Origin of the sequence: Psychrobacter sp. Rd 27.2 (assembly GCF_001921755.1) — a bacterium.
Taxonomy (GTDB): domain Bacteria; phylum Pseudomonadota; class Gammaproteobacteria; order Pseudomonadales; family Moraxellaceae; genus Psychrobacter; species Psychrobacter celer.
The window spans coordinates 52,050-75,469 of record NZ_MRYB01000005.1 but is presented as its reverse complement, the minus strand read 5'-3'; the positions used below and the strand labels follow the sequence as shown (position 1 = coordinate 75,469).

Here is a 23,420-nt window from a genome sequence, read left to right as displayed (position 1 = left end):
TTAATTTTACTTATGGTCAAATGTAACTATTTGTTAATTCATAATGATCTGATTCATTGACTCGGTGTCCCTAATACCCACCGGTTATTAAGTTAACCAAGCAAACTTTTATTTATTAAACTAGGACATCTGCTCAGATCAATCGAGAACTATCTGGACGAGCTAAAGGCCACTTGATAGAACTTTCCCCTAGAGCATGTATGCCAGTTTGCGTGCTAAATGTTTGAAATTCGCGTAGAATAGACACTTCATTTTTTACATTGAGAAATGTAAACCCACCGACTCAAGGACATGATTATGAAAGATGAGAAATTACAAAAAGCCCTCGCCCGTATGGGGCTAGGTTCACGCCGTCAGATGGAAGAAGTCATCAGATCAGGCCGCGTGTCTGTTAATAATGCGCCTGCGACCATTGGTGATCGCGTGCAGCAAGGCGATGAGATACGGGTAGATGGTCGTCAGATCAAATACAACGCCGAAAACGAAAAGCGCCGCCGCGTCTTGGCATACTACAAGCCTGAAGGAGAAGTATGCTCGGCAAAAGACCCTGAAGGTCGCCCGACTGTGTTTGAGCGCCTACCAAAGCTGACCCACGATCGCTGGGTGATGGTTGGCCGTTTGGACATCAACTCAACCGGACTGTTATTGTTTACCAACGATGGCGAGATGGCCCATCGCTTGATGCACCCCTCAAGTGAAGTCACGCGTGAATATGCGGTACGTGTCTTGGGTGAGGTCACCCCTGATATCGCTCGCAACTTGACCGCTGGTGTCATGCTAGAGGACGGCATGGCGCAGTTTGAAGACATTAAAGAAGGCGGCGGTGAAGGCGTCAACAAGTGGTATCACGTCAAACTAAAAGAAGGCCGCAACCGCGAAGTGCGCCGTTTGTTTGAGTCGCAAGGCCTCAAGGTCAGCCGTCTATTGCGCACCCGCTATGGTACGATCTCACTGCCCAAAGAGCTGCGTACAGGCCGCTTCTTGGAGCTGGACAAAAAAGAGATCAACACCCTAACCGACTTAGTCAGTTTGCGCCCGCGTTATGGTACAGGTCTGCACGGCGCGGCCAAAGAAAAACAAGAACGTATCAAAAGCAAACCGCTCAAAGCGCGCCGTGCCGATAGTCGTAGCGATAAGTCGCACAGTAGCAAACCGAAAAGCAGCGGCAGCCCTGCCAGTCGCGGCACTCGGCACACTCGTGGTCGCGGCGATAAGCGTTAGTTTTACTGAGGCTTCATACACCTAGATCATAAAAAAAGCTGCCTGTGAGAGATATCACAGGCAGCTTTTTTTGCGCCATTTGCTGTCGTTTTGCCCTATCCTTTAACGATCGTGGCTCTCGACATAGTTTTTCATCACGCGTAACGCTTGTAGATGCTGCGTCTGCGCCTGGTCCAATAACGCATCTAGACGCTGCTCGATATGGTCTAATACCTGCTGCAACAGCTCACCGGCTTCTGCTTTTTTTTCTGTCTGTGATAGGTCAGCGCTATCGATACTGACCAGATAATCATAACTGGCTAGTGTGTCAGGCAAGCGCGTGTACAGCAGCTTTTGTAGCACAAACTGCGACTCGGTCACCGTCGGCGTCTTATCATCAGCCTGTTGTGTTTTTTGATAAGACTGATAGCGACTCACCTTATCGTCGATACGCTGCAGCTGGCGCAGCTGATCGTTTGGTAAACGCTGTAGATGTTTTTTGTGTAAACGCAGATGCCGCCATGTGATTGAAGACAATGACAAAGGCGCTTGATCATCTTGATATGTAAGCACGCCTGGGGTGATGCCGACGGCTTTATGCAGCGCTTGCCAGCCTTTTTTACCCAAATAAATGGTCGTGATGGTCGTCACGATACCGACACCAATGAGCACACTCATATATCTTACTCTTTTACCGTTATTGTGCTTAGCTTTTAATCTTTACAGTTTGATATCGTCAGCGCGCGCCTTTTTGGTCGCAGCGCCAGCTGGGGTTTCAAGCGTTTGGATACCTGCCTCATCGTCAGCACTGTCATCGAGGTTTTGTCCTTCGTGACTGACAGCAGGCGTTTTAAAGCGTTTTTGTAGATAGCGATTGGTCGCGAGTAGCTTTTGCCCATCTTGGTGATAGGAGGCATTGAGCAAATCATCAAACTGCGCGTCAATGGTGGTGAGTACCTCAAGCAGCGCCTCTTTGCCTGTCACATTGGAGTGCTTGATTTTGGTCGTATCAGCGCGCGCACCATCGCCCACATCTAAGTCATGCAAGCGCCGATAGTCCGCCACCGCCAGCGGCACATGTCTGTCCATGAGATTTTGAATCATGATATAGGTCTCATTGACAGTGTCTTTGTCATCAATCTTACCATCATTATTGGTATCACCATAAATGACGCGCAGCTTTTCGCCTTTTTCGTTGATCTGCGCCAGCATCACCTTGATATCAGCCGGTAGGCTTTTTTCGGGGATATAACCCAGCTGCGGCATCGCCTTATACTCCAGCATTTTGGGCGCGGTCATTTTTTTGATACCACGATATCCCAAGTACAACCCAGCCGCTGGTAGCACACCATACAATACAAACATGATAAACATCGCAGTCATTTGGGTCATTGGCTGATCCTTATTTTATGGCAAGTTTTTTGGCCGTTTTTTTTGGCAAAATGGTTGGCAAGCACCGCGGTATAAAACGGTATCAATAGTGGTATCAATGAGAGCAAGTTCGCAGTCACAACCGCCGCCCTTAGCTTAGCTTTGCGTGCGGCTTTTGACATAGCGATGCGTAGAAGCAAGGCGGCTCATCACGGTGTTGTGCAATTCATCGAGCAGCTCATCAAGCTCGTAGTCAATCTCTAAAAACAAATCCGTCAGCATATCGCCTGCGCTCATCTTGCCTTGTGCTGTATGGTTTCTAGTACGGTGCGGGCTAAATCGTTGCAGCTGCTCATAATGATGCAGCGCCTCGGGGATACTCTCAGACACCAGCTTGTCGATGACGAACTGCCGCTCGTTATGCTGTTGCTGCTGCTCATCGTTGAGCTCATGACTCCACTCACGGTAGCGCTTTAGCTTACCATTGATTCTATCGAGTATCGCCACCGCCTCGATGGGCATAGCGTTTAAGGTGGCTTCATCGACCACATCTACAAGCTCAGTCATAATCGGACAACGTCCATGTTTGAGATACCATAAGGTATCAGGGTCAAAAGGGGGTCTGTTGGCTGGGCGCATTTGTGCGTGATTGGCCAGATAGCGGTCGGTGAGCGGTGTGGCCGAACGCGCATCACCCACTTGCGCCAATGCCGCACAGATACGGTCGGCACGCTCAGGTGGCGTCAGCGTAGTACGCGGGTTCTTGATATTGTCGTCATCTGCCTGCTCGCCGCCTTTGCTCTTTGTTTGGCACTCATAGTGACTCGCTGTCTTTTGCGCCTGTAAGGCCGCTTGCGCTGGCAGATCGTCTTGGGCTTGCCCAAATGACTGTAGCATTCTTGTCAAACTTACCACCATGACCGATCTTACCTCTCTGTTATACACGCCTCTTGTTACATACCCATTTTACAGTAAGGGGCTTTGCTTTATTGCATCGGTGCAATCAATAGCGTATCTTAACAGTTTTTTATGATGCTGCCAGTACGCAAAATGTCAGCGCCGCTGGCACTATCCGCCCCGCTCCACCACCGATTAAGCACTTAATTATGTATGCCCCTGACTTTCTTTCTGGCTTCTTGCTTGGGCTATCGCTCATCATTGCGATAGGCTCGCAAAACGCCTTTGTACTCAAACAAGGGCTAAAGCGCGAGCACATCTTTTTTGTCTGTTTGTTTTGTGCCCTTAGCGATGCCATCTTGATATCAGCAGGCGTCGGCGGCTTTGGTGCCGTGACAGCACGCTACCCGCACATCGTCGATGTCGCAAAATTCGCCGGCGTGGTGTTTTTGCTCGGTTATGGCCTACAAAGCCTATATGCCAGTGTGCGCCTATCACATGCACTGACCGTCGAGGGTCAAGTGGTCAGCAGCCTAAAAAAAGCGCTGCTGCTGTGCTTTGGCTTTACATGGCTCAACCCGCACGTCTATTTAGATACATTGGTGCTCGTCGGCATGGTTTCAACAGGCGCTAATAGCAAAGTGGTGTTTGCCGCTGGTGCCGTCAGCGCGTCTTTCTTTTTCTTTTTTGCGCTGGGCTATGGCGCGCGCTTACTCAAGCCGCTGTTTGCCAAACCAAAAGCTTGGAATATTTTGGACGCCCTCGTCGGTATCTTGATGCTCTATCTGGCATGGCATCTGTATCAAAGCTAATCATCAAAGCTAATCATCAAAGATGGATGACTTAACCTAAAAAAACCAAACCCTCACTTGAAGGTTTGGTTTTTTACAATAAACACTTATAGATAAAAACTGCTTATGAGGCTTTTTTGTGCTTTTTGGGCTGGACAAATGCCAAGTTTAAAAAGTGCTCAAGCGAGTCATCTAACACATCCAGCCACGGCTCTGGCAACTCAGGCGCTAGCGTGCCCGTCAGCGTCGAGCGGTAGGCCTTTTCTCTAAAGGTCATGATGTTCTCTGCTTTGTCCTTTTGCCACTGCTTTAGAATATCGCCTTGTTTTTCTACCGCAAACTCAGGATAGTCCGTCGCATCGGTCAAGTCGCGAATATAAGCCGCTTGAAAGTCGATGGAGTCGTCGACCGTGACGCATTTGGCATAGGTTTCCAGCCATTTTTGCTCATCGGCCTCACGCGTTGCCAAATCCGGCAGCGCCATCTCACCCATGATGACATCACGCGCATACCACGCTTGGGCGTCAAACATATTAAAGGTAAAGTACTGATCTTGCATGCCTAAATAGATAAGCTTGGGATTGGGCTGCCAAAAGATACCTTTATAAAGATTGGCAGGGTACAAGCAATTATGCGTTTGCAAACGCAGCTCATCCGGCAAGAATGGGAAATGGAACAAGTAGCCGGTACACATAATGATGGCGTCAAAGCTCTGGCTGGTACCATCAGCAAAATGCGCCACATCGCCTTCAAAATGCGTCACCAATGGCACTTCTTTGATGCCCTCAGGCCACTCATAGCCAAGTGGCTGGCTGCGATAACTGATGGTTACTGATTTGGTGCCATACTTATAGCACTGCGTACCGATGTCTTCGGCGGAGTAACTGCTACCGATAAGTAAAATATCTTCGTTTTTAAACTCTAGGGCATCACGGAAGTCGTGAGCATGTAAGATACGGCCAGGGAAGGCTTCGAGACCTTCAAAGTACGGCATGTTTGGCGTCGAAAAGTGCCCTGTCGCAACCACAACATAATCAAACTCTTCGACTTCTTGCTCGTCGGTTTTATGGTTCATCACCGTGACGGTGAATTTTTGCGTGTCATCATCGAAAGCCACCCAGCGTACTGGGCATTCAAAGCGAATATATTTTTGAATGTCTTGTTTGTCGATACGGCCCATGATGTAGTCTTTTAGGACTTCACGCGGAGGGTATGAGGGGATAGGCTCACCAAAATGCTCATCAAACGAGTAGTCTGCAAACTCCAAGCATTCTTTCGGGCCATTTGACCATAGATAGCGGTACATACTACCGTGGACGGGCTCACCATTTCTGTCTAGACCTGTGCGCCAGCTATAGTTCCACATACCGCCAATGGCGTTTTGTTTCTCATAACAAACTATCTCAGGTAAGTCTTTTACACCTGCCAAGCGCGCTGCTTCAAAGGCACGCAACTGCGCCAAACCACTTGGACCTGCTCCTAAAATAGCAATTCTTTTCTTACTCAAGATCAACTCCTGTAAAAAAATAGTGAATCACTACTATAACATATTTTCATTAATGGCGTTTTTTGCCAGCGCCTTTGGTGATTGGTTACACAAGCGCACATGCTTTCAATCGTCAGACAAGCGGTTATACCAAGGCAGGAAACAAGGTACGCAAGCCATTGACGATGATTTCGATAGACACTGCAGCCAAGAGCATGCCCATGATGCGGCTCATGATATTTAATCCAGTATCGCCCAGCAGCCGGCTAATACGGCCTGCCGCCATCAAGGCCAAGTAGCAAAACAAGCTGATAAACAATCCAGCGATAAGAATGGCCGAGACTTGCAAAATCCCAGAGACTTGCGAAGAGTAAATGATGACGGTGGAGATACCGCCAGGACCGATCATCATCGGAATAGCGAGCGGCACGACAGCAGAGGCGGTACTTGGTGCCGCGTGTTTATCATACTCGACATCGAAGTTTTCTTGATCGGGTTTGACGGGGTTACCTTCCCCATTCATCATGTTGAGCGCAATCAAAAACACCAAGATACCACCCGCTAGCTGAAACGAGCCGATAGAAATACCCAGCAGCTTAAGCAAGGTCTCCCCTGCCACAGTAAAAAAGCTGATGGTAATAAAAATGGTCAAGCAAGCAACACGCGCCACTTTGCGCCGATTATTCATCGAATAACCGCGGGTCAAATCCAAAAACAACGTCAATGCGCTAAATGGATTGATCAGCACCAAAAAGGCTAAGATTATCTTGATTATTTCAGTGTTCACTGAGTCTCGCTTATCTGTTGCAGCAATGATGCTAAAGTCAGGTCATCACGGCGCACAGCGACGACCTGTTAGGCGGCTAACCACCGCATAAGCGCCATTGTAGCATAGGCAGATAAGCCAATAAAATCATTAACTTTGCTTAATTTTCCGTATTATCACTGACCATAAAATCCAGACCGATATCGAGCGCAGTGGTACTGTGCGTCAGATAACCCATGGCAATGAAATCCACCCCTGTTTGGGCGACCGCTTGCACCGTCTCAGGGGTGATGCCTCCTGAGGCTTCTGTCTTGGCGCGGCCTTGGCACATAGCCACCGCTTGCGCCAAAATATCAGGCGTCATATTGTCCAGTAATACCAAGCTTGCACCGGCATCAAGTGCCTGCGCTAACTGCGCTAAGGTGTCGACTTCTACCTCAATTGGAATCAGATGACCGGCAAAGTCTTGCGCTTGCTTGACAGCAGTTGCGATATCGCCTGCAATCGCAATATGATTGTCTTTGATCAAAATCGCATCGTCCAACCCCAAGCGATGGTTGCGCCCGCCGCCGCAGCGTACAGCGTATTTTTGTACTGTCCGTAGGCCAGGAATGGTCTTACGCGTACAGGTGATTTGCGCAGGGTATGCAGCCACACTATCGACGATCTGCCGTGTCGCGGTCGCAATACCACTCAGATGCGTCATAAAATTAAGCGCGGTACGCTCAGCTGTGAGCAAATGACGCGCATTACCGCACACGGTCGCCAGCACTGTCCCCGCCTCAACCCTTTCACCATCAGTGACCTGAGCATCAAAACCAATCTGCGTATCGACCATATCAAAGGCCAATCGCGCCAAATCCATACCACAGATAACCCCAGCTTGACGCGCTTTGATCTGTAGCTGCGCTTGCATATCGGCTGGGATGGTTGCTTGTGAGGTGACATCGCCGCGCCTGCCTAGATCCTCTGTGAGAGCGGCCTCTACTAATGGGCGTAGCAACACCTCATTTAATGCTGGTTCTTGTTTGCCTGTCATCGGTTATCCTTATCGTTGCGCATTTGCCTAATAAATACGTCATCGCCAGTGATAACACCACAAATAGCAATCATATCACTAGCACCACGGGCATTTATTAGGCTCAAAATGAGCATAAATATAACGTAAAGCACCCCACCCTGCAATAAAATAATGTCATTTAATTATTTGCGTTTGGGCAGCTTGCTATCCATGAGCAGGCTTTGTAGCTCGATATCGTGCCGAAAACGATACAGCTTGGCAGGACGGCCGCGCTGAGCGCTACTACTCTCTCCTGTTTCCATCACTAGGTTTTGTGCCTCCAGCAGACGGCGAAAGTTTTGCTTATGCAGGCGCACACCTGATAACGCCTCTACGCTCTGCTGTAACTGCGATAAAGTAAACACCTCAGGCATCAAACCAAAAATCAGCGGCCGATACTCTATTTTGGCACGTAATCGAGAGATGGCCGTGGCAATCACGCGGCGATGATCGTAATACATTGGCTCACCTATCAGCTGCGACCAGTTTTTGGGCAGCTCGGTGGACACATTGGCTAAGTAGCTTGGCGGATAGCTTGGCGCTTCAGGTATCAACCCTGCTTCATAAAGCATCTCATAGCGCAGCAATACATGCTCGGCGACCCATTCTCTATTTTCTGGCAGCCGCTCCCGGCTGGCTGCGCTGGTGGCACCCAAGCTTGGCGGCTGTTGGCTTATCACATGCGCTTCACCGACGCCCCAACACAGCTCAATACGCTGACGTCGCCGCTGCTGGGTGATAGCATCATCCGCCTCCTCTGCCCATGCCAATAACGCTGGCACGATAAACGAGATAATGATAGTTGGCGCGCCATCTAAGTGGTTTTCCCACGGAAAGTAATCATACCAATCTCGCCATAGCGCTTGGCTGGGCAGCTTTGGCGTCTGTGTCTCCTGCACCAGCCCTAGATAGCTGACATATACTAAAGCATGACCATCAACGTTGCGTCTATTGGTATCGACAAAGGTATAAAGCTGCTCTAAATACCCAAGTGGCTGCTGCGTCTGCTCCTCCACCCACTGGCGCACCCCTGCTTGCAACGAGCGATGCAGCGGCATCAGTGGCCCATTGGGCAATAGCTTACCTTGATCGACCGTTAGGACACGGGCGGTATGCTCGGTAATCGCAACGAGTACGGCAACCACCTCGGTGGTACCACTGCCTTGCTGATGCGCATGTGAATAAGACAACGTCATAAGTGTATTTATCATCCTCAGTAGAAAATCAAACGTAGTACAAAAACAAGCTGAGTACAAAAACAAACTCAGTATACAATCAAAACAGCCGTGCTACAGCAGTCGTTAGCACCGTTTACCTACATAATATTACCCTCCTAGTATAGCTCGAATCTAAGACGATCACAGTCTGTCGCTGTAACATCAGCCAAGCTGCACGCCTTAATATAGTTAATGTACTTTAAAACAGGTACAGCGCTACTGGTATTCATTTTTCTTGCGTGCTGTGCCTACGCCGACAAAGGCTACGCAAAATAAATACCAGTAGCACGTGAACATAATATCTAGCATGTCAGTTTTATTTAGGATTGACTATAGTTAGAAAAATCATAAAAAACCCTTGTTTTTATGCTCAAAATGAGCATAATTAAAACAATTTATGATTTTGCTTTAGCGAGTCATTCCAATATTACGACATATGATGTGTCACTATCGCACCAAAGGAAAGGTTGCAGCTATGAAAACTTATCCATACGACGCCCCTATCATGAGTACCGACCAGCGCATCGCCACTCAGATGACCACCGAATACGCCAAAGCAAAAATACCTACCGAGTTGCCACGCTCTGAGCGGCTGGCGGTTGAAGAAAATATCAAGCACTTGCTAAAAACGCATAACGCTGTGCTCGTCGCTCATTACTATGTCGATCCTTTTATTCAGGATTTGGCATTGGCGACTGGCGGCTGTGTCGGTGACTCGCTTGAGATGGCGCGCTTTGGACAAGCCCATGAAGCGCAGACATTGGTGGTGGCTGGCGTGCGCTTTATGGGCGAGTCAGCAAAAATCCTAAGTATGGAAAAGACCGTCCTGATGCCTGACTTAGCAGCGGAATGCTCGCTTGATTTGGGCTGTCCTGCAGATGAGTTTGCCGCATTTTGTGACGCCCATCCTGAGCGTACCGTGGTGGTTTATGCCAATACCAGCGCCGCGGTCAAAGCGCGTGCCGACTGGGTGGTGACTTCCTCTGTCGGTATCGATATCGTCCGTCATCTACATGCGCAAGGTGAGTCGATCATTTGGGGGCCTGACCGTCATTTGGGCAAATATATCGCTCGTGAGACTGGCGCAGACATGCTGCTCTGGCAAGGTTCTTGTCTGGTGCACAATGAGTTTAAGGCGACCGAGCTGCTGCAATTAAAAGAGGAGCATCCTGACGCCAAAGTGCTGGTACATCCAGAGTCGCCTGATAGCGTGGTTGCGCTCGCTGATGTCGTCGGCTCGACCAGTAAGCTGCTCAGCTCGACCTATGAGATGGATGCCGAGACCTTTATCGTAGCGACCGATTTGGGCATCTTGCACGAGATGCAAAAACGCTCGCCAAACAAGCGCTTTTTGGCGGCACCGACCGCTGGTGAAAGCGCCAGCTGTAAGAGCTGCGCGTTTTGCCCGTGGATGGCGATGAATGGCCTAAAAGGTATCGAGCAGTGTCTGACACAGCGAAGCGGTGAAGTCACATTGACGCCTGAGCTGGCAGTGGCTGCCAAAAAACCTTTACAACGCATGCTGGATTTTGCCGAAGCGCAAAAGCGGCGCGTCACTACAAGCGGTGACATTGTCAAAGACCGCGCACTCTTTGCCAATGTGGGAGCCGCCTAAGATGAGTGAGGCGCATACAGCCGCTAATACAAGCACCTCTGCTGAGGATACCCATGACGTCAGACACACAGACGTGTTGATCATTGGCGCAGGTCTTGCAGGGTTGAGCACAGCGCTGGCCTTACCGCAAACACTGAACGTGACTGTATTAAGCAAAGCGGCGCTGGACCTTTGCTCCAGTCATTATGCCCAAGGCGGTATCGCGGCAAGTTTAGATGCCAAAGACTGTGCCGCCGATCATATCGCTGATACGCTTATCGCTGGCGCAGGATTGTGCGAGGCAAAAAACACCACAGAGATCCTAAGCTCAGGCGAGCAAGCGGTGCAATGGCTGTGCGAGCAAGGCGTGCCCTTTACTCGCCTCCCAAAACAACACGCGTCATCAGAAAAAATAGCAACATTAAATAGGCTTGAAACCCTTTATCAGAGAGGTTTTGAGTCGACCTCCTTACAAACCAGTGATTTACACTTGACCAAAGAAGGCGGCCATGGCTGCCGGCGCGTTGCCCATGCTGATGATGCCACTGGCCGACATATTATGGAAGCCTTAGTTAAAAAAGCGCAAGCGGCGTCCAATATCACCATCCTGCCCTATCATGAAGCGTTTCATCTGCTAAAAAATACTGACAATCGTTGCCAAGGTGCACTTGTTTTTGATCACGTTCATCAACGACAGCTAACCTTGCATAGTCGCGCGGTGGTGCTGGCCAGTGGCGGTTTAGGGCAGTTGTTTAAACGTGCCAGCGCGCCCAATGTCTGTGTCGGTGATGGCGTGATGATGGCTTGGCAGGCAGGCTGCCGCTTGGCAAATCTGGAGTTCATCCAGTTTCATCCGACAGGCTTGGCGCTTGGTGACAGTAGTTTTTTAATCTCTGAAGCCCTGCGCGGTGAAGGCGGACGGCTGTACTGCCCGCAGACAGGTAAACGCTTTATGCTAGAGGTTGATACACGCGCAGAGCTGGCACCAAGAGACATCGTTGCTCGTGCTATCGCCGAGCAAATTAGCATCAATGGACTTGGCTACGTTCATCTCGATGTCAGTCACTTACCAGCGGCATTTCTCCAAGCGCACTTTCCGCAGATTTATCAGACACTATTAGACCTTGGCATCGACATCACCACCGACCCGATCCCAGTAGCCCCCACCGCGCATTATAGCTGCGGCGGCGTGGTCACTTCTGCTAATGGCTTGACCGATGTGACAGGGCTTTATGCGGCAGGAGAAGTTGCTTATACAGGCTTACACGGCGCTAATCGCTTGGCCAGTAATTCGCTGCTTGAGTGCGTGGTGGTCGGGCGCCATATCGCCGCCGATATCCCGCGCTATCTACACGCAACTAAAAAACCAGACGCCACGTCCATTTATATTAACTCAGAGCAGTCCATCTATGATATTTGGACCCCGCCGATGCTGGCAGATTATCAACGTATTACCTTGCCATCGCCCATTGAGTACCAACGCCATACTAATGACCATCACAATGCCAATGTCCACACCAGTACAAATAAGGACATTGCTGGCATAACCACCCAATTAAAAGCGTTAATGACCTCGCATCTGGGCATCACTCGTAGCGCCGAGCAGCTTGAGCAAGCGCTGGGGCAAATCCGGCAGTGGCAACAGCAGCTCGGTGGTAGAAGCTTTGATCATATAGATACTAAAAACCAAGACCACCTCATCTCTTACCATACGCTGCCCTATGTTCAATTAACTAGGCAGTTGCAGTTAGCGGCTTTGATTATGCAGTCGGCTTATCAGCGTCATGAGAGTCGCGGCGGTCATTATAGACAAGACTATCCAAACTTAGCGAGCAAGTCTTTGACCAGTGTCATTGAGCCGCCCTCGCTGACCGCATTTGCTACTATTGACGATATAGACATGACAGCCCATATAACAACAGCGGATGTGCAAAAAACAACTGTACCACCTTTAGCCATGCGGGAATCTGGTTAATATCAGCTAATACCATATATTTTATCAACTATAGTTAGGATTAAAGAAGCATTTACGCTATCATAACAACTCAGCTGTAAACGTTGCGACATAACCCGCGACATAAAATGGTGGCATTTGGATCTTAAAGGTATGGCTTCTGATATCGTCTTTGTGATCGCGCTGATGGGGGTGGTTAGCGCGGTATGGGGAGCGCTGGCCATACCACGCCTGCGCAGACGCCTACCGAAGATTTATCTGATCGCACGCTCATGGTGGTTTATGCTGGCGGCGCTTTTTGGCTGCTATGCAATCGCAAAGATAGCAGATCGCCATGCCGAGCTTTTGACGTCCAGATATCCCTATCAATGGCTGCTTATTGGTTTTTTTGTGCTGATTGGTCTGCGCGGTGGCTACGAAATCAAACGGATATGGTGCCTACCTAGTAGAGCGCGACTGATCCATAAGCTGCAAAGCCGCGGCCTGCAGGCAAGCGTCACTCCCACCTCTTCTGCTGACCACACCGCTAGCGCGACCACTCCACACTACACGCGCCCAACGGGTTTAGATGGGTTATTAAGCATGGCATTTGTCGCTTTGATTGCCAGCTTGATTGCCCTCCAGCAGCTGACGTGGCAACGCGAGCAGTATGGTGTCTTATTGTTTGTCTTATTTGCCAGTCAATTTAACGATATCGCGCAGTATCTATGTGGTCGCCTACTTGGTCATCGCCTGTTTTCACGTGGCCTAGCGCCACGCATCAGCCCCAACAAAAGCATTGAAGGCGCTGTCTTTGGCAGTATGTGTGCCGCGCTACTGGCATCACTACTGGGGGTTTGGCTGACGGGGTTTGAATGGTGGCTTTGCTTGCTAGCCGCATATGGATTGGCAGTGAGCGGTATCGCAGGCGATCTGCTAGAGTCTGCGTTTAAACGTCAGCACGGTATCAAAGACACAGGTACCATGCTAGCAGGGCACGGCGGCGTATTGGACCGTATCGATAGCTTGCTGATTGGCGTGCCTATCTTTACCATCCTTTATTGGCTGCTGGGCTAAATAAAGCCTGTTGCAAAGACAGTTTTTTTACTCATTTTTCATTACTCATTGTTTTTTATCAAGCTGGCTGCGTAATACCCAGTCTAATAACGGCTTGGGCACACTGTTTAAGGCATAAACAATATAACGCATCGCCCATGGAAATATGGCAAGCTCGGTATCATCAGCGATCGCTTGCATGACATGCTGGACGGCGGTCTGTGTACTGATGATAAATGGCTTATGGCTGGCGTCACCGTCATTTAGATCACGCAGCGCTTGGGTATCGATATAGCCTGAGGCGATGCCGTTTACTTGAATATCATACGGGCGCAGTGCCAAGCGATAGGCGCTGGCCGTGGCTATCATCGCGCGTTTGCTTTTGGCATAGAGGCTGGCATAAGGATAGTTCAACGCCCCAGCGACGGAGGCAATGCAGATGAGACTTGGCTTGCCATATTGCCTCATGTCAAACGATGTCGGCTGCTGTTTTAGCCGCTCACTTGCCCACCAAAACACCTGCTCAAATGCTTGTAAGTTAATCGCTAGCATGCGCGTGCTGTCTGCCGCATTGAGCGTCCGCACCCGCTCGTTGGTATAACTGCCCGCACTATAAATCAGCCGATAAAACGTGATGGCAGATAAGCGCTGCAAAAACTCATGCGTTTGGGCGCGGTCAGTCAGATCACAGCGATAGGTGGTGATGTGCGGATATTGACGATTGATCTGCGCTATTTTTTGGCGATCATGACCCACCACACTCACATGCCAGCCCAGTTGCTGGTGATGACGTGCCAATGCCAACCCCAAACCACTGGTGCCACCGACGATGATAACGTGCGGTGCATCAGCGGTGGCAGGCTTTAAGGCGTTTGGTTTAAGATCTGTCATATCATCGGTTCGGCATAAATCGCGGTATGCGTATATCGTCAGTTCAAAATACCATCGTTATAAGTCTAAGCGCGCTACTGGGATAAATGCGGCATAGCCGCTGGCGGTATAGGCATAAGCAAAGGTATAAACACAGTACGCCTGTAAAACGGTAGCGCGAAAGTAGTCAACTATAGCGTATGCTGCCGAATATAGCTGCTCGTTCGCTGATAGCCATATTGCCACTGCGCCTGCATTTGCTGCACAAAACCATCATAATCACGATGAATCAACGCTACGGTCATTTGCTTTATACTAAAGCGCTTTTGCACGCTTTGACCTGCGAGCTGCTCGGCATTGTCAGCAAACGGCAACCAATGCAGCGGCTCGGTATGGCGAGGGCTTGCCTCTCTCTGATAGCCATGCACCTGTGCCAAACGAGCATTGGGATCAAAACCAAAGACACGCTTAATCGCTGGGGCAGCAAGCCAGGTATCATAACCCGCTTTGCTCTCGGCAAATACCGTTTGCCCCAGCTGACAGGCCAGCTCAACGGGCGTGAGGTTGATGACGCCGCCTAAGCACCAACCGAGCGCTGAAATATGGGTGGGTGGTAGATAGTACATATCGGCCATAGACGCACGTATCGCGTCCGCAAAACTCCACTGGCTCACTATCTGTACATGCGGCGGTATGCGCCCATCAGCAAACGCATGCGCAGGTGATCGTATCTTATTGTCAGTTGCGCCTTGCATGGCGGCGGCAAGCGACATCATAGTCGCCACACGCGGCGAGGCAAATAACAACTCTTGCAATACTGCTGCTGGACCCGCCGCCGTATATGAGGCAGGTGGCCACGCGCTGTCAACCCCAGAGGCTTTTTGCAGACGGCAGGCGATGATGGCAACCTCAGGTATGGCTGGCTTGGTGCTTTGAATACAATTATGACCACAGGCACTCTTGTCTCTACGCTCATTACGCTCATTGGCAACACCAGATAGCGCATCGAGCCAATACCGCTCATCATCGATACGAAACATGGCCAATTGCTGCAGCTCTGCGAGTAGCTGCTCATAGCTGGCTGGCGATGAGCGTTGCGGTTTGGCGCTTTGCTTGCTTGCTAAGCGCCAACGCTGTATGGCCTGCGTTATATAGCGCATTTTTGATCGTCTATTTGCTTCATCTGGCCTGACATGCCTGATTGCACAAATGGCGGTATACAGCTCATGACTATACAGCAGTGCTTGCAAGTCTTTTGGCTCAGGTGCAAGATGTACCAAATACGCCGAGAGGCTGCCGCCGCAAGTACCTATGATCATATCTGGCCTCAAATCATGGGCGACCAGCGCGGCATAACTGCCCAGATAATAGGCAAAGCGCGAGCCGCCTCCCGAAAACAGCTGCACGCGCTCATATGTTGTGTGCTTATTTGTCATCAAGCGGGGCGACCTTTACCGCCAGTGACACTGTAAAGATACCAAAACGATCGATACGCATGCTGACTTTTTGAAAGCCTGCCTGCCTGACCAGCTGGTCCATCTCCGCTTGTGAGCGGCAACGCATCACCCAGTCACGGCCGCGATGGTTGTTTAAGGTTTTACTGATAAACTCTTGCTCAGGGTGCCATGGTTGATTGGTATAAATCAGGTAGCCATTTGTGTTTAAGTTATCATAAATACCTGCTAATGCAGTCTCGGGTAAGCGGTTGTCAGAAAACAGCTCAAACAATCCAGAGACGATAGCGATATCAAACCCTGCATCAGATTTTGCGTTGTTTGATGATGGCATATGTAGTGATGACGCGGTGGCACTATCCTCCTGCACGGCCTGCGTATAACTGGCAGGGTCAAAAGCGTCCTGCTGCCTGACCACCACTCGATCAGTGATACCTAAGCGTTCAGCTTTTGCCTGTAGCGCTTGAATATTATGCACCTCATAATCTCGCAGCTCAGCTTGTAGCCCCGTAAACGCCGTCAACAGATCAAATGCATAATAACCATGGCCACTGGCGATATCTAGCAGCTTTGGTTGATAGCGCTCAGAGCTACTTGGTTTTTTCCCTTGGGGGTTGTTGTCTTCGATAGCTGTCAGTGCGATACGCGCCAGCTCTAATATATGCTCGCGGCGGATACGAATGCCTTGCCAGCCGATGTTGTTAAGATAGAATTTATCGACCGCTTGACCAAACTTGTTTTGGCCACTAGGCTGGTTTTGATAGACATGATCGAGCGAATGCCCTGAGTCAAAGCCATGCTCAAGCCCTGTGGCAATCGCATCGCTCACATGACCAAATGTTTGCATTGCCAACCGAGTCAGCGCAAAGCTTGGATTAAATGGCTTGATGGCCAGTCGATCGACCTTGTCTTTGCTGGCGCTATGCAAATGCGCCGCTCTTAAATCCGCTGTTTGTACCGGTGTGCTAAATACGTCCTCGGCAAACGCCAGACAGTCGGCAAACACGTCGGCTTTGTTGGTCTCATGAAAGATGGCATGGTAGCTATCAGGATACAGCTGCCAGCGTTTGCTTGAACTATTGATCGCCTCATAAAATGTCCGCTCTGCTTGCTTATCCACCACATAGTCTTTGCCAGCACACAAGACAAAGGTCGGTACGGTGATGGCCTCTGCATCATCGAGCAGACGCTGACCGGTCGCGTGCGTGTCGATCAGCAGGTCGGTTGAGATGCTGCTAGAGATCAGCGGGTCGGCATTGTAGGCGTGCTGCGCGTCTTGGTCATGGGTGAGTACTTGCGCTTTGACGTAGCTGCTGACGCGTGACATCAGTCCAAGCGTACGCGCTACCTTTAGCGACGGTATGGCAAAAGGCAGATACAGACGAATCTTGAGCGCAGGTGTGCCGAGTATCATGCCGCGGATGTTGGGCGCATAATCATGCACCCACGCGGCGGCGAGCACGGCACCGATACTACTGGCGACGATTAGTGTGTCGTCGATGGCGATGCCGGTTTGTCCCATCACCAGCTGAACAAAGTCATTTAAATCGCGCTCAAGCTCGGTGACGCTCTCGGCATGATCTTTGATACCACCTGATCGGCCATTGCCGCGCGCATCCCACGCAAACACCTGATAGCCTGCCGCTGCAAACTGCTGCCCCAGCTCTGCCAGACGTCCTGAATGCTCATGACCACGATGCAACAAAATCACTTGCCGTAAGCACTGATCGGCGTTTTTTAACTGCTCAATAGGCATCGTTAGCCAATAACGGTAATAAATCGCCGTGCCATCATACGCGTTATAGCAGCTCTCGCCTTCTATCACGGCTGCTTGTAATACTTCTGTAGCCGCGCTAGGAGAGACTGGCATATCCTGCGCCGCTGTATCATTTATATTTATAAAATCAGAAGACATGGTCTGGGACTCCAAAGTAGTATGGGCTGAGCGCGGTACAGGCGGCTGACGCTGTAGATACAGTGCGACCATATAGCGCAGACGATTGAGGCATGTTTTTAGCAGTAGTATTTCTATTAGCATAAAAAACGGACTTGCTGAGCGATGAGACAATGATATCGGTACGCTAAGGCTTTTTGCCGCCCCAAGCGCGCCCAACACAAACGCGCGGTCACTTTTGCCCAGCGGCCCTTGATTGGCTCGAGCGCCCACCGCAGCATCGCAGGCGATGGCTATCAGCTCAGTGCTGACACTCAGTATCATCATCCCAAAGACATGACGCTGCTGATGAGCCTGTTGGTCAATCACATTTTTAGATGGACAGCTTGGCTGAGCGCTATGAGGTAGCAAGCTGCTGATGAGCGCCGTATCGGCAATAATGTCACCTGCTTCATTGAGCACACCGCCCAGCGCAGATGCCTGTGCATGCTCACGCGCCATCATGCCATCGATGGCGTTGAGCGCCATACGCACAAACAGCGACGACGGTAGCAGCGCCCAAAGCGCCTGATGGTGAGCCGCAGGCTTGGCAATCACATAGGCCGTCCCTAGGCTGAGTATCACAGCAGATATCGTCACTTGATTGGCGCTGCATCCTGACTTAGCCAATGTATCGCTTATGGGGCGCAACTGGTCTTGAAACTGAGATTTGAGCTGATAGAGCGACATAGGGCTGACCACAAAGGTTGAGTGCCTTAATGTAGCAACAAAAGTTGATCAGGTAAAGATAAGCCAAGCATATAAAAATACTACTCGCGGCCAGTATCGTTCTATTTTATGATGAATATCATGCGCGGATAGCCGTATTTATAAGTGAATATGATACAATCTTCGGCTTGTTTAAAACCGCTGCGAGCCTGCCGACATGCAAAGCCTGATTACCCTTGTCCTGGTATTAATGCCAATGTTTATTGGCTTTGCCATCCCCTCGAATCCCAAAATGACCAAGCTTGCGGATAAAGGCTTGTCGTACTTGGTGTTTATTATCTTGGCGCTCATCGGTATCGAGCTGTCACAAGTGGAAGGGCTGGGCAGTCAGATAGGTGAGATTGCCTTGTATGTCATTATATTGTCGATATTGACCATAGGTACGGGGCTATTTAGCCTAATGCTCTTTGATCATCTAAAACCTTGGCAAGCCAAAAAACCAGTAGCCAAATCTAAAGAGCACCGCGTCAGTATCCGCGGTAGCTTGGCACAAGTGGTTTGTGTCGTGATTGGCATGGTGATTGGTTATTTTTTACCGGCAGGTTATATGCCGCCTGAAAACACCATGACCGTCATGCTAATGATATTAATCTTATTGGTCGGTATCGGTCTCAAAGGCTCGGGTATCACCCTAAAAGAAGTCTTGCTCAATAAGCGCGGGGTGGAGATGAGTATTATCTTTACCCTCTCGATATTGGTAGGCGGGCTTGTCTTTGCGCTGATGTTTAGCGATGTGTCATGGACGAAAGGCTTGGCGCTGGCGTCTGGATTTGGCTGGTACTCGCTATCGGCCATCGTCATGACCGAGGCTTATGGCGCGATTTGGGGCAGCGTGGCGCTGTTTAATGACTTGATACGTGAATTTTTTGCGCTGCTATTTATTCCCGTCTTTATGCGTAAGTATCCGTCAGCAGCGGTTGGACTTGGCGGCGCAACGAGCTTGGACTTTACCTTGCCGATTATTCAACAATCTGGCGGCCTTAAGGTCGTGCCACTAGCGATTAGTTTTGGCTTTATTATTAATATTGTCTCGCCCGTACTGATGGTGGCGTTTTCGGCGTTGGGGTGAGTTGACTAGATGTTATAACTAAGCTTGTTATTACTAGATATCGTGACAACCTGATTGCCAGCCATTTGTTTGACGATATTATCAATTGTTTTGGGGTCTTCATCGCGCAGATGACTGTTAAGGTAATTGATTAAACTCGATTTTTTTACAGGTCGTGAGCTGACAGGCCGAGCCTTAATAGATGCAATAGCGCATTGATATACGGTACGTTGGTCTATCGTCTTTGAGCTTACGTTTTTGACACTGGTTTTTGTTTTATGGACTGATAAATCATCTAAGGTTGGATAACAAACTTTTTGATTGTTTTGCTTTATCAGTCCTTGATTTTTTAGCCATGTAATAACTAGGTTTACTTGGGACTCATCGTTTTTTTGACGATAGCTGGCAAGTTTTTGTTTGATGACGTTGGTTAATCCAGTCATAGTCTTAGCTTTACTTAGTAATACTTTTTCGGTTACTAAATTTAATATACCCTGACTGTCTGTGTTGTAGCAGAGTTTTTCGTTTTTACTATCGAGCTCTATAAGTCCTTTCTTGATAAATTTATCAAAGACTTTTTCAACGATATTGTTTTGTTCGGCTTCATCAAATTTAACTAAAGCTTCTGCTAACGCGTATTTCTTCATCGCAGAGAATAGGTTTGATTTATAGCTTGGCAAAAACATCTTGCGATTTACTATGTTATCGAACACCAAAACATAGCAGTCATGAATGACAGATTGAGACGTTTTTTCTTCAATGATTTGTGCTGTAGCGGTCTTTATCTCTACCAGATCATCACTATTAGTATCGTCATAGAACACTTCGTTTTGACTGGTATCAACGATGAGTTGACTTTGTTCTATATCAGCCTCTATCGTGTTCTCTACCTCATAGGCAAGGCTTAATTGCTTGGCATCTGCTGCGCGTGTGATGGCCATACCGTCATACACAGTGTTGAGATGCTCAACCAAGATATCGTAACCACTGTCTCTTGCCAAAATACACACATCCGCCTGTGCATCGATTTCAGATATCTTGCCAAGATAAAAAGACAAGTAAAAATCTAAAGCGTTTTTACCTGCATGCTGCATCTTGATGATATGTACATTATCGCTGTTGAATTCGAGTAATGCTTCGACCAACCCAAGTGGCAAGCTCTTTTGCTGATGTATGCCCAAAAACAACCATACATGGCATTCCTTTGTATCCATGCCCTCAAAGCTCTTGGGTTGAATGTTTTCATAATCAATTAAAATATGCTTCATCGAAATATTCTTATTATTTGGTTGTCACAATATGCCCTAAACCCCACTCGCCTGCTTCGCAAACAATCGCATGAGTGGTTTTATCTTGCCAACGCGGTACATGCCTTCACTGCGAATCTGCTGAATCGGACGCATCTGCGCAAGCGAGCCTGCAAACAGCCAATTAAGCGCCGAAAAGCTATGCATCATCAGGCTATTATGCGGTCGGCGTAGACGCTCATAGCTACGCAAAGTTTGGTTACTGCCCCACAGCTTATTGCCGCTACGCGTATAGTCGTGCATCAGCTGCTCACTTAGCGCCTTCACATCGAGCATACCCAAATTTAGCCCTTGACCTGCCAGCGGATGCACGCCATGGGCGGCATCGCCTATTAGCACCAAATTGTCCTGTACATAACGCTTCGCTTGCTGCGCGCTCAGTGGAAAACTGGCGATGGACTCTATCTGCTCGATGGTACCCAGCTCATAGTGACTGGCAGCGGCCAATTTATCAGCGATCACGCGCTCGTCTTCCTCAAGCAAAGCCAGTGCGTCATTGCGCGGTAGTGTCCAGACAATAGACTGCCAATGCTGCGAATTGGCTTTATCTTCATCAGTGATATCCGCTAAGGGCAACAGAGCCAGCGTGCCGGTCGGTAGCATGGCTTGGCGCGCGGTCGCTTGATGGGGCTTGGCAGTCTGAATCGCGCAGCAAATCGCGGTTTGGTTATAATCAAGCGTGTCCAGCCCAATCGCCGCCTGCTGACGGACAAACGAGCCACGACCATCGGCACCGACGAGCAGATGCGTATCGATAGCAGCGCCGTCCGCTAGCGTCACACGGTAGCCCTGCTGCGTCCCGCGCCAGTCCATATTGACGACTTTTTGCCCTGCGATGACGGTCAGATAATCACTGACATCCTCCTCAGACAGACGCTGCCACAAGGCATACTCGATGACCGCTGGTTCAACCATACTGCCAAGCAGCTCTGGCGCACTGCGGTCACTATCGCCAAATAATAGCTCGCCCATACCATTGAGCTGCCATACCTGCATCTGCGAGTAATCCGCCTTGCGCCCCGATAGTGCTATCTTTTGCCAAGCGCCTACGTCTTTTAGCAGCGCAATACTGGCGAGGCTCAGTGCATAAACACGGGCATCTCGCTTGCCAAGAACCTGTTGCCATGCAGACTCATCTCGAGCAGGACGCGCATCGATTAAGGTCACGGGCATTTTGGCCTGTGCCAGGTTTAGCGCCAGCGTCGCACCGACGATACCGCCGCCGATAATGAGTGTATGGTTGTTTGTCATAAGTTAGCTCTCGATATCAGGACGTGATAAACATTTAAAAATAAATACTGCTACTGGCCAAAGTACTGCTAAAAATGCTTGTATCATTTTAGTTATGGATATTACGATTTTAAGCCCATCGCATAATTTGCCACCAGCGGCTTGATATTGGGCAATTTATCAAACGCCACCAGTGCCATGTTACGCGCCAGTTTGATGGCGGGATTAGGGTGGGTAAAGCCATGGACGACCGCATCACAAAAACGAATGACGCGTTTTTGGTCGGTTTGTCGGGCTTTTTCGTAGCGCGTGAGCAATGCCGGACTACCGATATCCTCGCCTCGCAGCACTTGCGCGCTCAGCATTTTTGCCAGTACGTGAGCATCGCGCATACATAGATTAAAGCCTTGACCTGCCACAGGATGCAAGGTGTGGGCGGCATTACCCATGATGACGCAGCGGCCAATGACTTGCTTATCTGCCAGTACGCGCGTCAGCGGATAGGCACCGCGGCGACCAGCGTTGACAAACGTGCCAGCACGATCGCCAAATGCTCCCTGCAACGTCGCCAAAAAATGCGCATCATCTTCTAGGTATCTTGTCTCTTCGCCTTTTGGGCAGACCCAAACCACCGAGCGTCTGTAGCCTTGTTGATATTCCTCATTGCCATCGCCATCTGGGTCGGTCAATGGCAGCACCGCCAGTGGCCCTGCTGGACTAAAGCGCTCAATGGCGACATGGTCGTGCGGCTTATCCGTCTCTACCACTCCGACGATGGCGGTTTGCTGATAATCATACGTCGTTGTGCCGATGTCTAATAGCTGGCGTACGGTAGAGTCGCGGCCATCGCAAGCGACCAGTAGACTGGCCTGCAACTGCTGCTCGTGCTCTTCTTCGCCGTAGTAGCTAAAGCTGAGCGTCACGCCATCAGGCTGCTGCTCGACAGCGATGACGTTGGCATTATCAATGATACTAATCAGCGGCTCTTGCTGCGCGGCCAGTAATAGCTTGCGCCCCAGCCAAGCGTTTTCCATCACTTGCCCAAACGACTCGACCTGCTCGTCCGCCTTATTTAATTGCGCGCGGCCAAAGCTGCCTTGCTCGCTGATCTGTACCGCATCAATACGGCAGGCATGGCTTTGTAGCTCATCCCACAGCCCAATCTCTTGATAAATCTGTACGGTGCGCCGCGACAGAGCGGTGTTGCGACTGTCCAAATAATGACTGCGCGTGCGGTCATCTTGCGGGCTGATGGTTGGGTAGCTGTTTTTTTCGAGCAAGGTGCTGGCGATACCGTGATGGGCAAGCAGCAAGGCAAAGGACAGACCCACATGACCGCCGCCTGCGATCAGCACTTGCTGCTCAGTGATTGCTGCTTTTTTTTTGACAGTTGATGACGTTGCATTAGTGTTTTGCATCATGCTATTCCTAATCATATTGCTTTTAATGGTGTGCTTTCTTATTTTTCAGGCGTTATT

The 23,420-nt window shown here is 49.7% G+C and carries 19 protein-coding genes; 6 read left to right on the top strand and 13 right to left on the bottom strand.

Annotated elements, in window-relative coordinates; genetic code table 11:
• Positions 1–297: 297 nt before the first annotated feature.
• Positions 298–1,221 carry a 23S rRNA pseudouridine(2605) synthase RluB gene (rluB, locus tag BTV99_RS06075; protein WP_075101486.1) on the top strand — a complete coding sequence of 308 codons (924 nt, stop codon included), beginning with the start codon at positions 298–300 and terminating at the stop codon, positions 1,219–1,221.
• Positions 1,222–1,323: 102 nt separating this feature from the next.
• On the opposite strand, the gene BTV99_RS06070 is transcribed toward rluB, so the two are convergent.
• The 3 genes from BTV99_RS06070 to BTV99_RS06060 all read right to left on the bottom strand — a co-directional run bounded on the left by BTV99_RS06070 (position 1,324) and on the right by BTV99_RS06060 (position 3,468).
• Positions 1,324–1,878, bottom strand: a complete 555-nt coding sequence (locus BTV99_RS06070) for a hypothetical protein (RefSeq protein WP_075101485.1) — start codon at positions 1,876–1,878, stop codon at positions 1,324–1,326.
• A gap of 42 nt (positions 1,879–1,920) precedes the next feature.
• Positions 1,921–2,592 carry a hypothetical protein gene (locus BTV99_RS06065; RefSeq protein WP_075101484.1) on the bottom strand — a complete coding sequence of 224 codons (672 nt, stop codon included), beginning with the start codon at positions 2,590–2,592 and terminating at the stop codon, positions 1,921–1,923.
• A 135-nt stretch (positions 2,593–2,727) separates the two neighbouring features.
• Complete coding sequence (locus BTV99_RS06060; protein WP_075101483.1) at positions 2,728–3,468, bottom strand: hypothetical protein; 741 nt, start codon at positions 3,466–3,468, stop codon at positions 2,728–2,730.
• Between the two features lie 209 nt (positions 3,469–3,677).
• On the opposite strand from BTV99_RS06060, the gene BTV99_RS06055 reads away from it, so the two are divergent.
• Positions 3,678–4,280: a LysE/ArgO family amino acid transporter gene (locus BTV99_RS06055; RefSeq protein ID WP_075101482.1), complete on the top strand. Its 603-nt coding sequence runs from the start codon at positions 3,678–3,680 to the stop codon at positions 4,278–4,280.
• 103 nt (positions 4,281–4,383) lie between these two features.
• On the opposite strand, the gene BTV99_RS06050 is transcribed toward BTV99_RS06055, so the two are convergent.
• The 4 genes from BTV99_RS06050 to BTV99_RS06035 form a co-directional block, all read right to left on the bottom strand.
• Positions 4,384–5,766 carry an NAD(P)-binding domain-containing protein gene (locus BTV99_RS06050; RefSeq protein WP_075101481.1) on the bottom strand — a complete coding sequence of 461 codons (1,383 nt, stop codon included), beginning with the start codon at positions 5,764–5,766 and terminating at the stop codon, positions 4,384–4,386.
• Positions 5,767–5,890: 124 nt separating this feature from the next.
• Complete coding sequence (locus tag BTV99_RS06045) at positions 5,891–6,532, bottom strand: MarC family protein (protein ID WP_075101480.1); 642 nt, start codon at positions 6,530–6,532, stop codon at positions 5,891–5,893.
• A 139-nt stretch (positions 6,533–6,671) separates the two neighbouring features.
• Positions 6,672–7,550, bottom strand: coding sequence for a carboxylating nicotinate-nucleotide diphosphorylase (gene nadC / locus BTV99_RS06040; RefSeq protein ID WP_075101479.1), 879 nt, complete (start codon positions 7,548–7,550; stop codon positions 6,672–6,674).
• Positions 7,551–7,714: 164 nt separating this feature from the next.
• Positions 7,715–8,767 (bottom strand): hypothetical protein, encoded by a 1,053-nt coding sequence (locus tag BTV99_RS06035; protein ID WP_075101478.1) that lies wholly within the window; start codon positions 8,765–8,767, stop codon positions 7,715–7,717.
• Between the two features lie 496 nt (positions 8,768–9,263).
• On the opposite strand from BTV99_RS06035, the gene nadA reads away from it, so the two are divergent.
• The 3 genes from nadA (at position 9,264) to BTV99_RS06020 (ending at position 13,392) form a co-directional block, all read left to right on the top strand.
• The gene (gene nadA, locus BTV99_RS06030) at positions 9,264–10,403 is read left to right on the top strand and encodes a quinolinate synthase NadA (protein WP_075101477.1); all 1,140 of its coding nucleotides are present in this window, start codon (positions 9,264–9,266) and stop codon (positions 10,401–10,403) included.
• A 1-nt stretch (position 10,404) separates the two neighbouring features.
• Complete coding sequence (locus BTV99_RS06025) at positions 10,405–12,357, top strand: L-aspartate oxidase (RefSeq protein WP_075101476.1); 1,953 nt, start codon at positions 10,405–10,407, stop codon at positions 12,355–12,357.
• 132 nt (positions 12,358–12,489) lie between these two features.
• Entirely contained in the window at positions 12,490–13,392 is a 903-nt protein-coding gene (locus tag BTV99_RS06020) for a phosphatidate cytidylyltransferase (protein ID WP_075101475.1), read from the top strand.
• A gap of 45 nt (positions 13,393–13,437) precedes the next feature.
• Here BTV99_RS06020 and BTV99_RS06015 read toward each other — a convergent pair whose 3' ends face one another.
• The 3 genes from BTV99_RS06015 to BTV99_RS06005 all read right to left on the bottom strand — a co-directional run bounded on the left by BTV99_RS06015 (position 13,438) and on the right by BTV99_RS06005 (position 18,318).
• Positions 13,438–14,262: an SDR family oxidoreductase gene (locus tag BTV99_RS06015; protein ID WP_075101474.1), complete on the bottom strand. Its 825-nt coding sequence runs from the start codon at positions 14,260–14,262 to the stop codon at positions 13,438–13,440.
• A gap of 170 nt (positions 14,263–14,432) precedes the next feature.
• A complete protein-coding gene (locus BTV99_RS06010; protein ID WP_075101473.1) occupies positions 14,433–15,677 on the bottom strand; it encodes a patatin-like phospholipase family protein in 1,245 nt (414 codons plus the stop codon).
• On the bottom strand, positions 15,667–18,318 hold the full coding sequence (locus BTV99_RS06005) for an alpha/beta fold hydrolase (RefSeq protein ID WP_083608547.1): 2,652 nt from the start codon (positions 18,316–18,318) through the stop codon (positions 15,667–15,669). The genes BTV99_RS06010 and BTV99_RS06005 overlap by 11 nt, the downstream gene beginning before the upstream one ends.
• 196 nt (positions 18,319–18,514) lie before the next feature.
• On the opposite strand from BTV99_RS06005, the gene BTV99_RS06000 reads away from it, so the two are divergent.
• Positions 18,515–19,426 (top strand): lysine exporter LysO family protein, encoded by a 912-nt coding sequence (locus BTV99_RS06000; protein ID WP_075101472.1) that lies wholly within the window; start codon positions 18,515–18,517, stop codon positions 19,424–19,426.
• 5 nt (positions 19,427–19,431) lie between these two features.
• Here BTV99_RS06000 and BTV99_RS05995 read toward each other — a convergent pair whose 3' ends face one another.
• The 3 genes from BTV99_RS05995 to BTV99_RS05985 form a co-directional block, all read right to left on the bottom strand.
• Positions 19,432–20,673, bottom strand: a complete 1,242-nt coding sequence (locus BTV99_RS05995) for a PIN domain-containing protein (RefSeq protein ID WP_075101471.1) — start codon at positions 20,671–20,673, stop codon at positions 19,432–19,434.
• Between the two features lie 36 nt (positions 20,674–20,709).
• Positions 20,710–21,963 carry an FAD-dependent oxidoreductase gene (locus BTV99_RS05990; protein ID WP_075101470.1) on the bottom strand — a complete coding sequence of 418 codons (1,254 nt, stop codon included), beginning with the start codon at positions 21,961–21,963 and terminating at the stop codon, positions 20,710–20,712.
• A 101-nt stretch (positions 21,964–22,064) separates the two neighbouring features.
• Positions 22,065–23,360, bottom strand: coding sequence for an FAD-dependent monooxygenase (locus BTV99_RS05985; protein ID WP_100749123.1), 1,296 nt, complete (start codon positions 23,358–23,360; stop codon positions 22,065–22,067).
• Positions 23,361–23,420 lie beyond the last annotated feature (60 nt).

Bases quoted from the DNA above. Each gene is read 5' to 3' on its own strand.
- nadC (WP_075101479.1), bottom strand. From the start codon at position 7,550: ATGACAGGCAAACAAGAACCAGCATTAAATGAGGTGTTGCTACGCCCA.
- rluB (WP_075101486.1), top strand. From the start codon at position 298: ATGAAAGATGAGAAATTACAAAAAGCCCTCGCCCGTATGGGGCTAGGT.
- BTV99_RS06020 (WP_075101475.1), top strand. From the start codon at position 12,490: ATGGCTTCTGATATCGTCTTTGTGATCGCGCTGATGGGGGTGGTTAGC.
- BTV99_RS06005 (WP_083608547.1), bottom strand. From the start codon at position 18,318: ATGTCGCTCTATCAGCTCAAATCTCAGTTTCAAGACCAGTTGCGCCCC.
- BTV99_RS06025 (WP_075101476.1), top strand. From the start codon at position 10,405: ATGAGTGAGGCGCATACAGCCGCTAATACAAGCACCTCTGCTGAGGAT.
- BTV99_RS05985 (WP_100749123.1), bottom strand. From the start codon at position 23,360: ATGCAAAACACTAATGCAACGTCATCAACTGTCAAAAAAAAAGCAGCA.
- BTV99_RS06055 (WP_075101482.1), top strand. From the start codon at position 3,678: ATGTATGCCCCTGACTTTCTTTCTGGCTTCTTGCTTGGGCTATCGCTC.
- BTV99_RS06035 (WP_075101478.1), bottom strand. From the start codon at position 8,767: ATGACGTTGTCTTATTCACATGCGCATCAGCAAGGCAGTGGTACCACC.
- nadA (WP_075101477.1), top strand. From the start codon at position 9,264: ATGAAAACTTATCCATACGACGCCCCTATCATGAGTACCGACCAGCGC.
- BTV99_RS06065 (WP_075101484.1), bottom strand. From the start codon at position 2,592: ATGACCCAAATGACTGCGATGTTTATCATGTTTGTATTGTATGGTGTG.
- BTV99_RS06010 (WP_075101473.1), bottom strand. From the start codon at position 15,677: ATGACAAATAAGCACACAACATATGAGCGCGTGCAGCTGTTTTCGGGA.
- BTV99_RS06070 (WP_075101485.1), bottom strand. From the start codon at position 1,878: ATGAGTGTGCTCATTGGTGTCGGTATCGTGACGACCATCACGACCATT.
- BTV99_RS05995 (WP_075101471.1), bottom strand. From the start codon at position 20,673: ATGAAGCATATTTTAATTGATTATGAAAACATTCAACCCAAGAGCTTT.
- BTV99_RS06060 (WP_075101483.1), bottom strand. From the start codon at position 3,468: ATGCTACAGTCATTTGGGCAAGCCCAAGACGATCTGCCAGCGCAAGCG.
- BTV99_RS06000 (WP_075101472.1), top strand. From the start codon at position 18,515: ATGCAAAGCCTGATTACCCTTGTCCTGGTATTAATGCCAATGTTTATT.
- BTV99_RS05990 (WP_075101470.1), bottom strand. From the start codon at position 21,963: ATGACAAACAACCATACACTCATTATCGGCGGCGGTATCGTCGGTGCG.
- BTV99_RS06015 (WP_075101474.1), bottom strand. From the start codon at position 14,262: ATGACAGATCTTAAACCAAACGCCTTAAAGCCTGCCACCGCTGATGCA.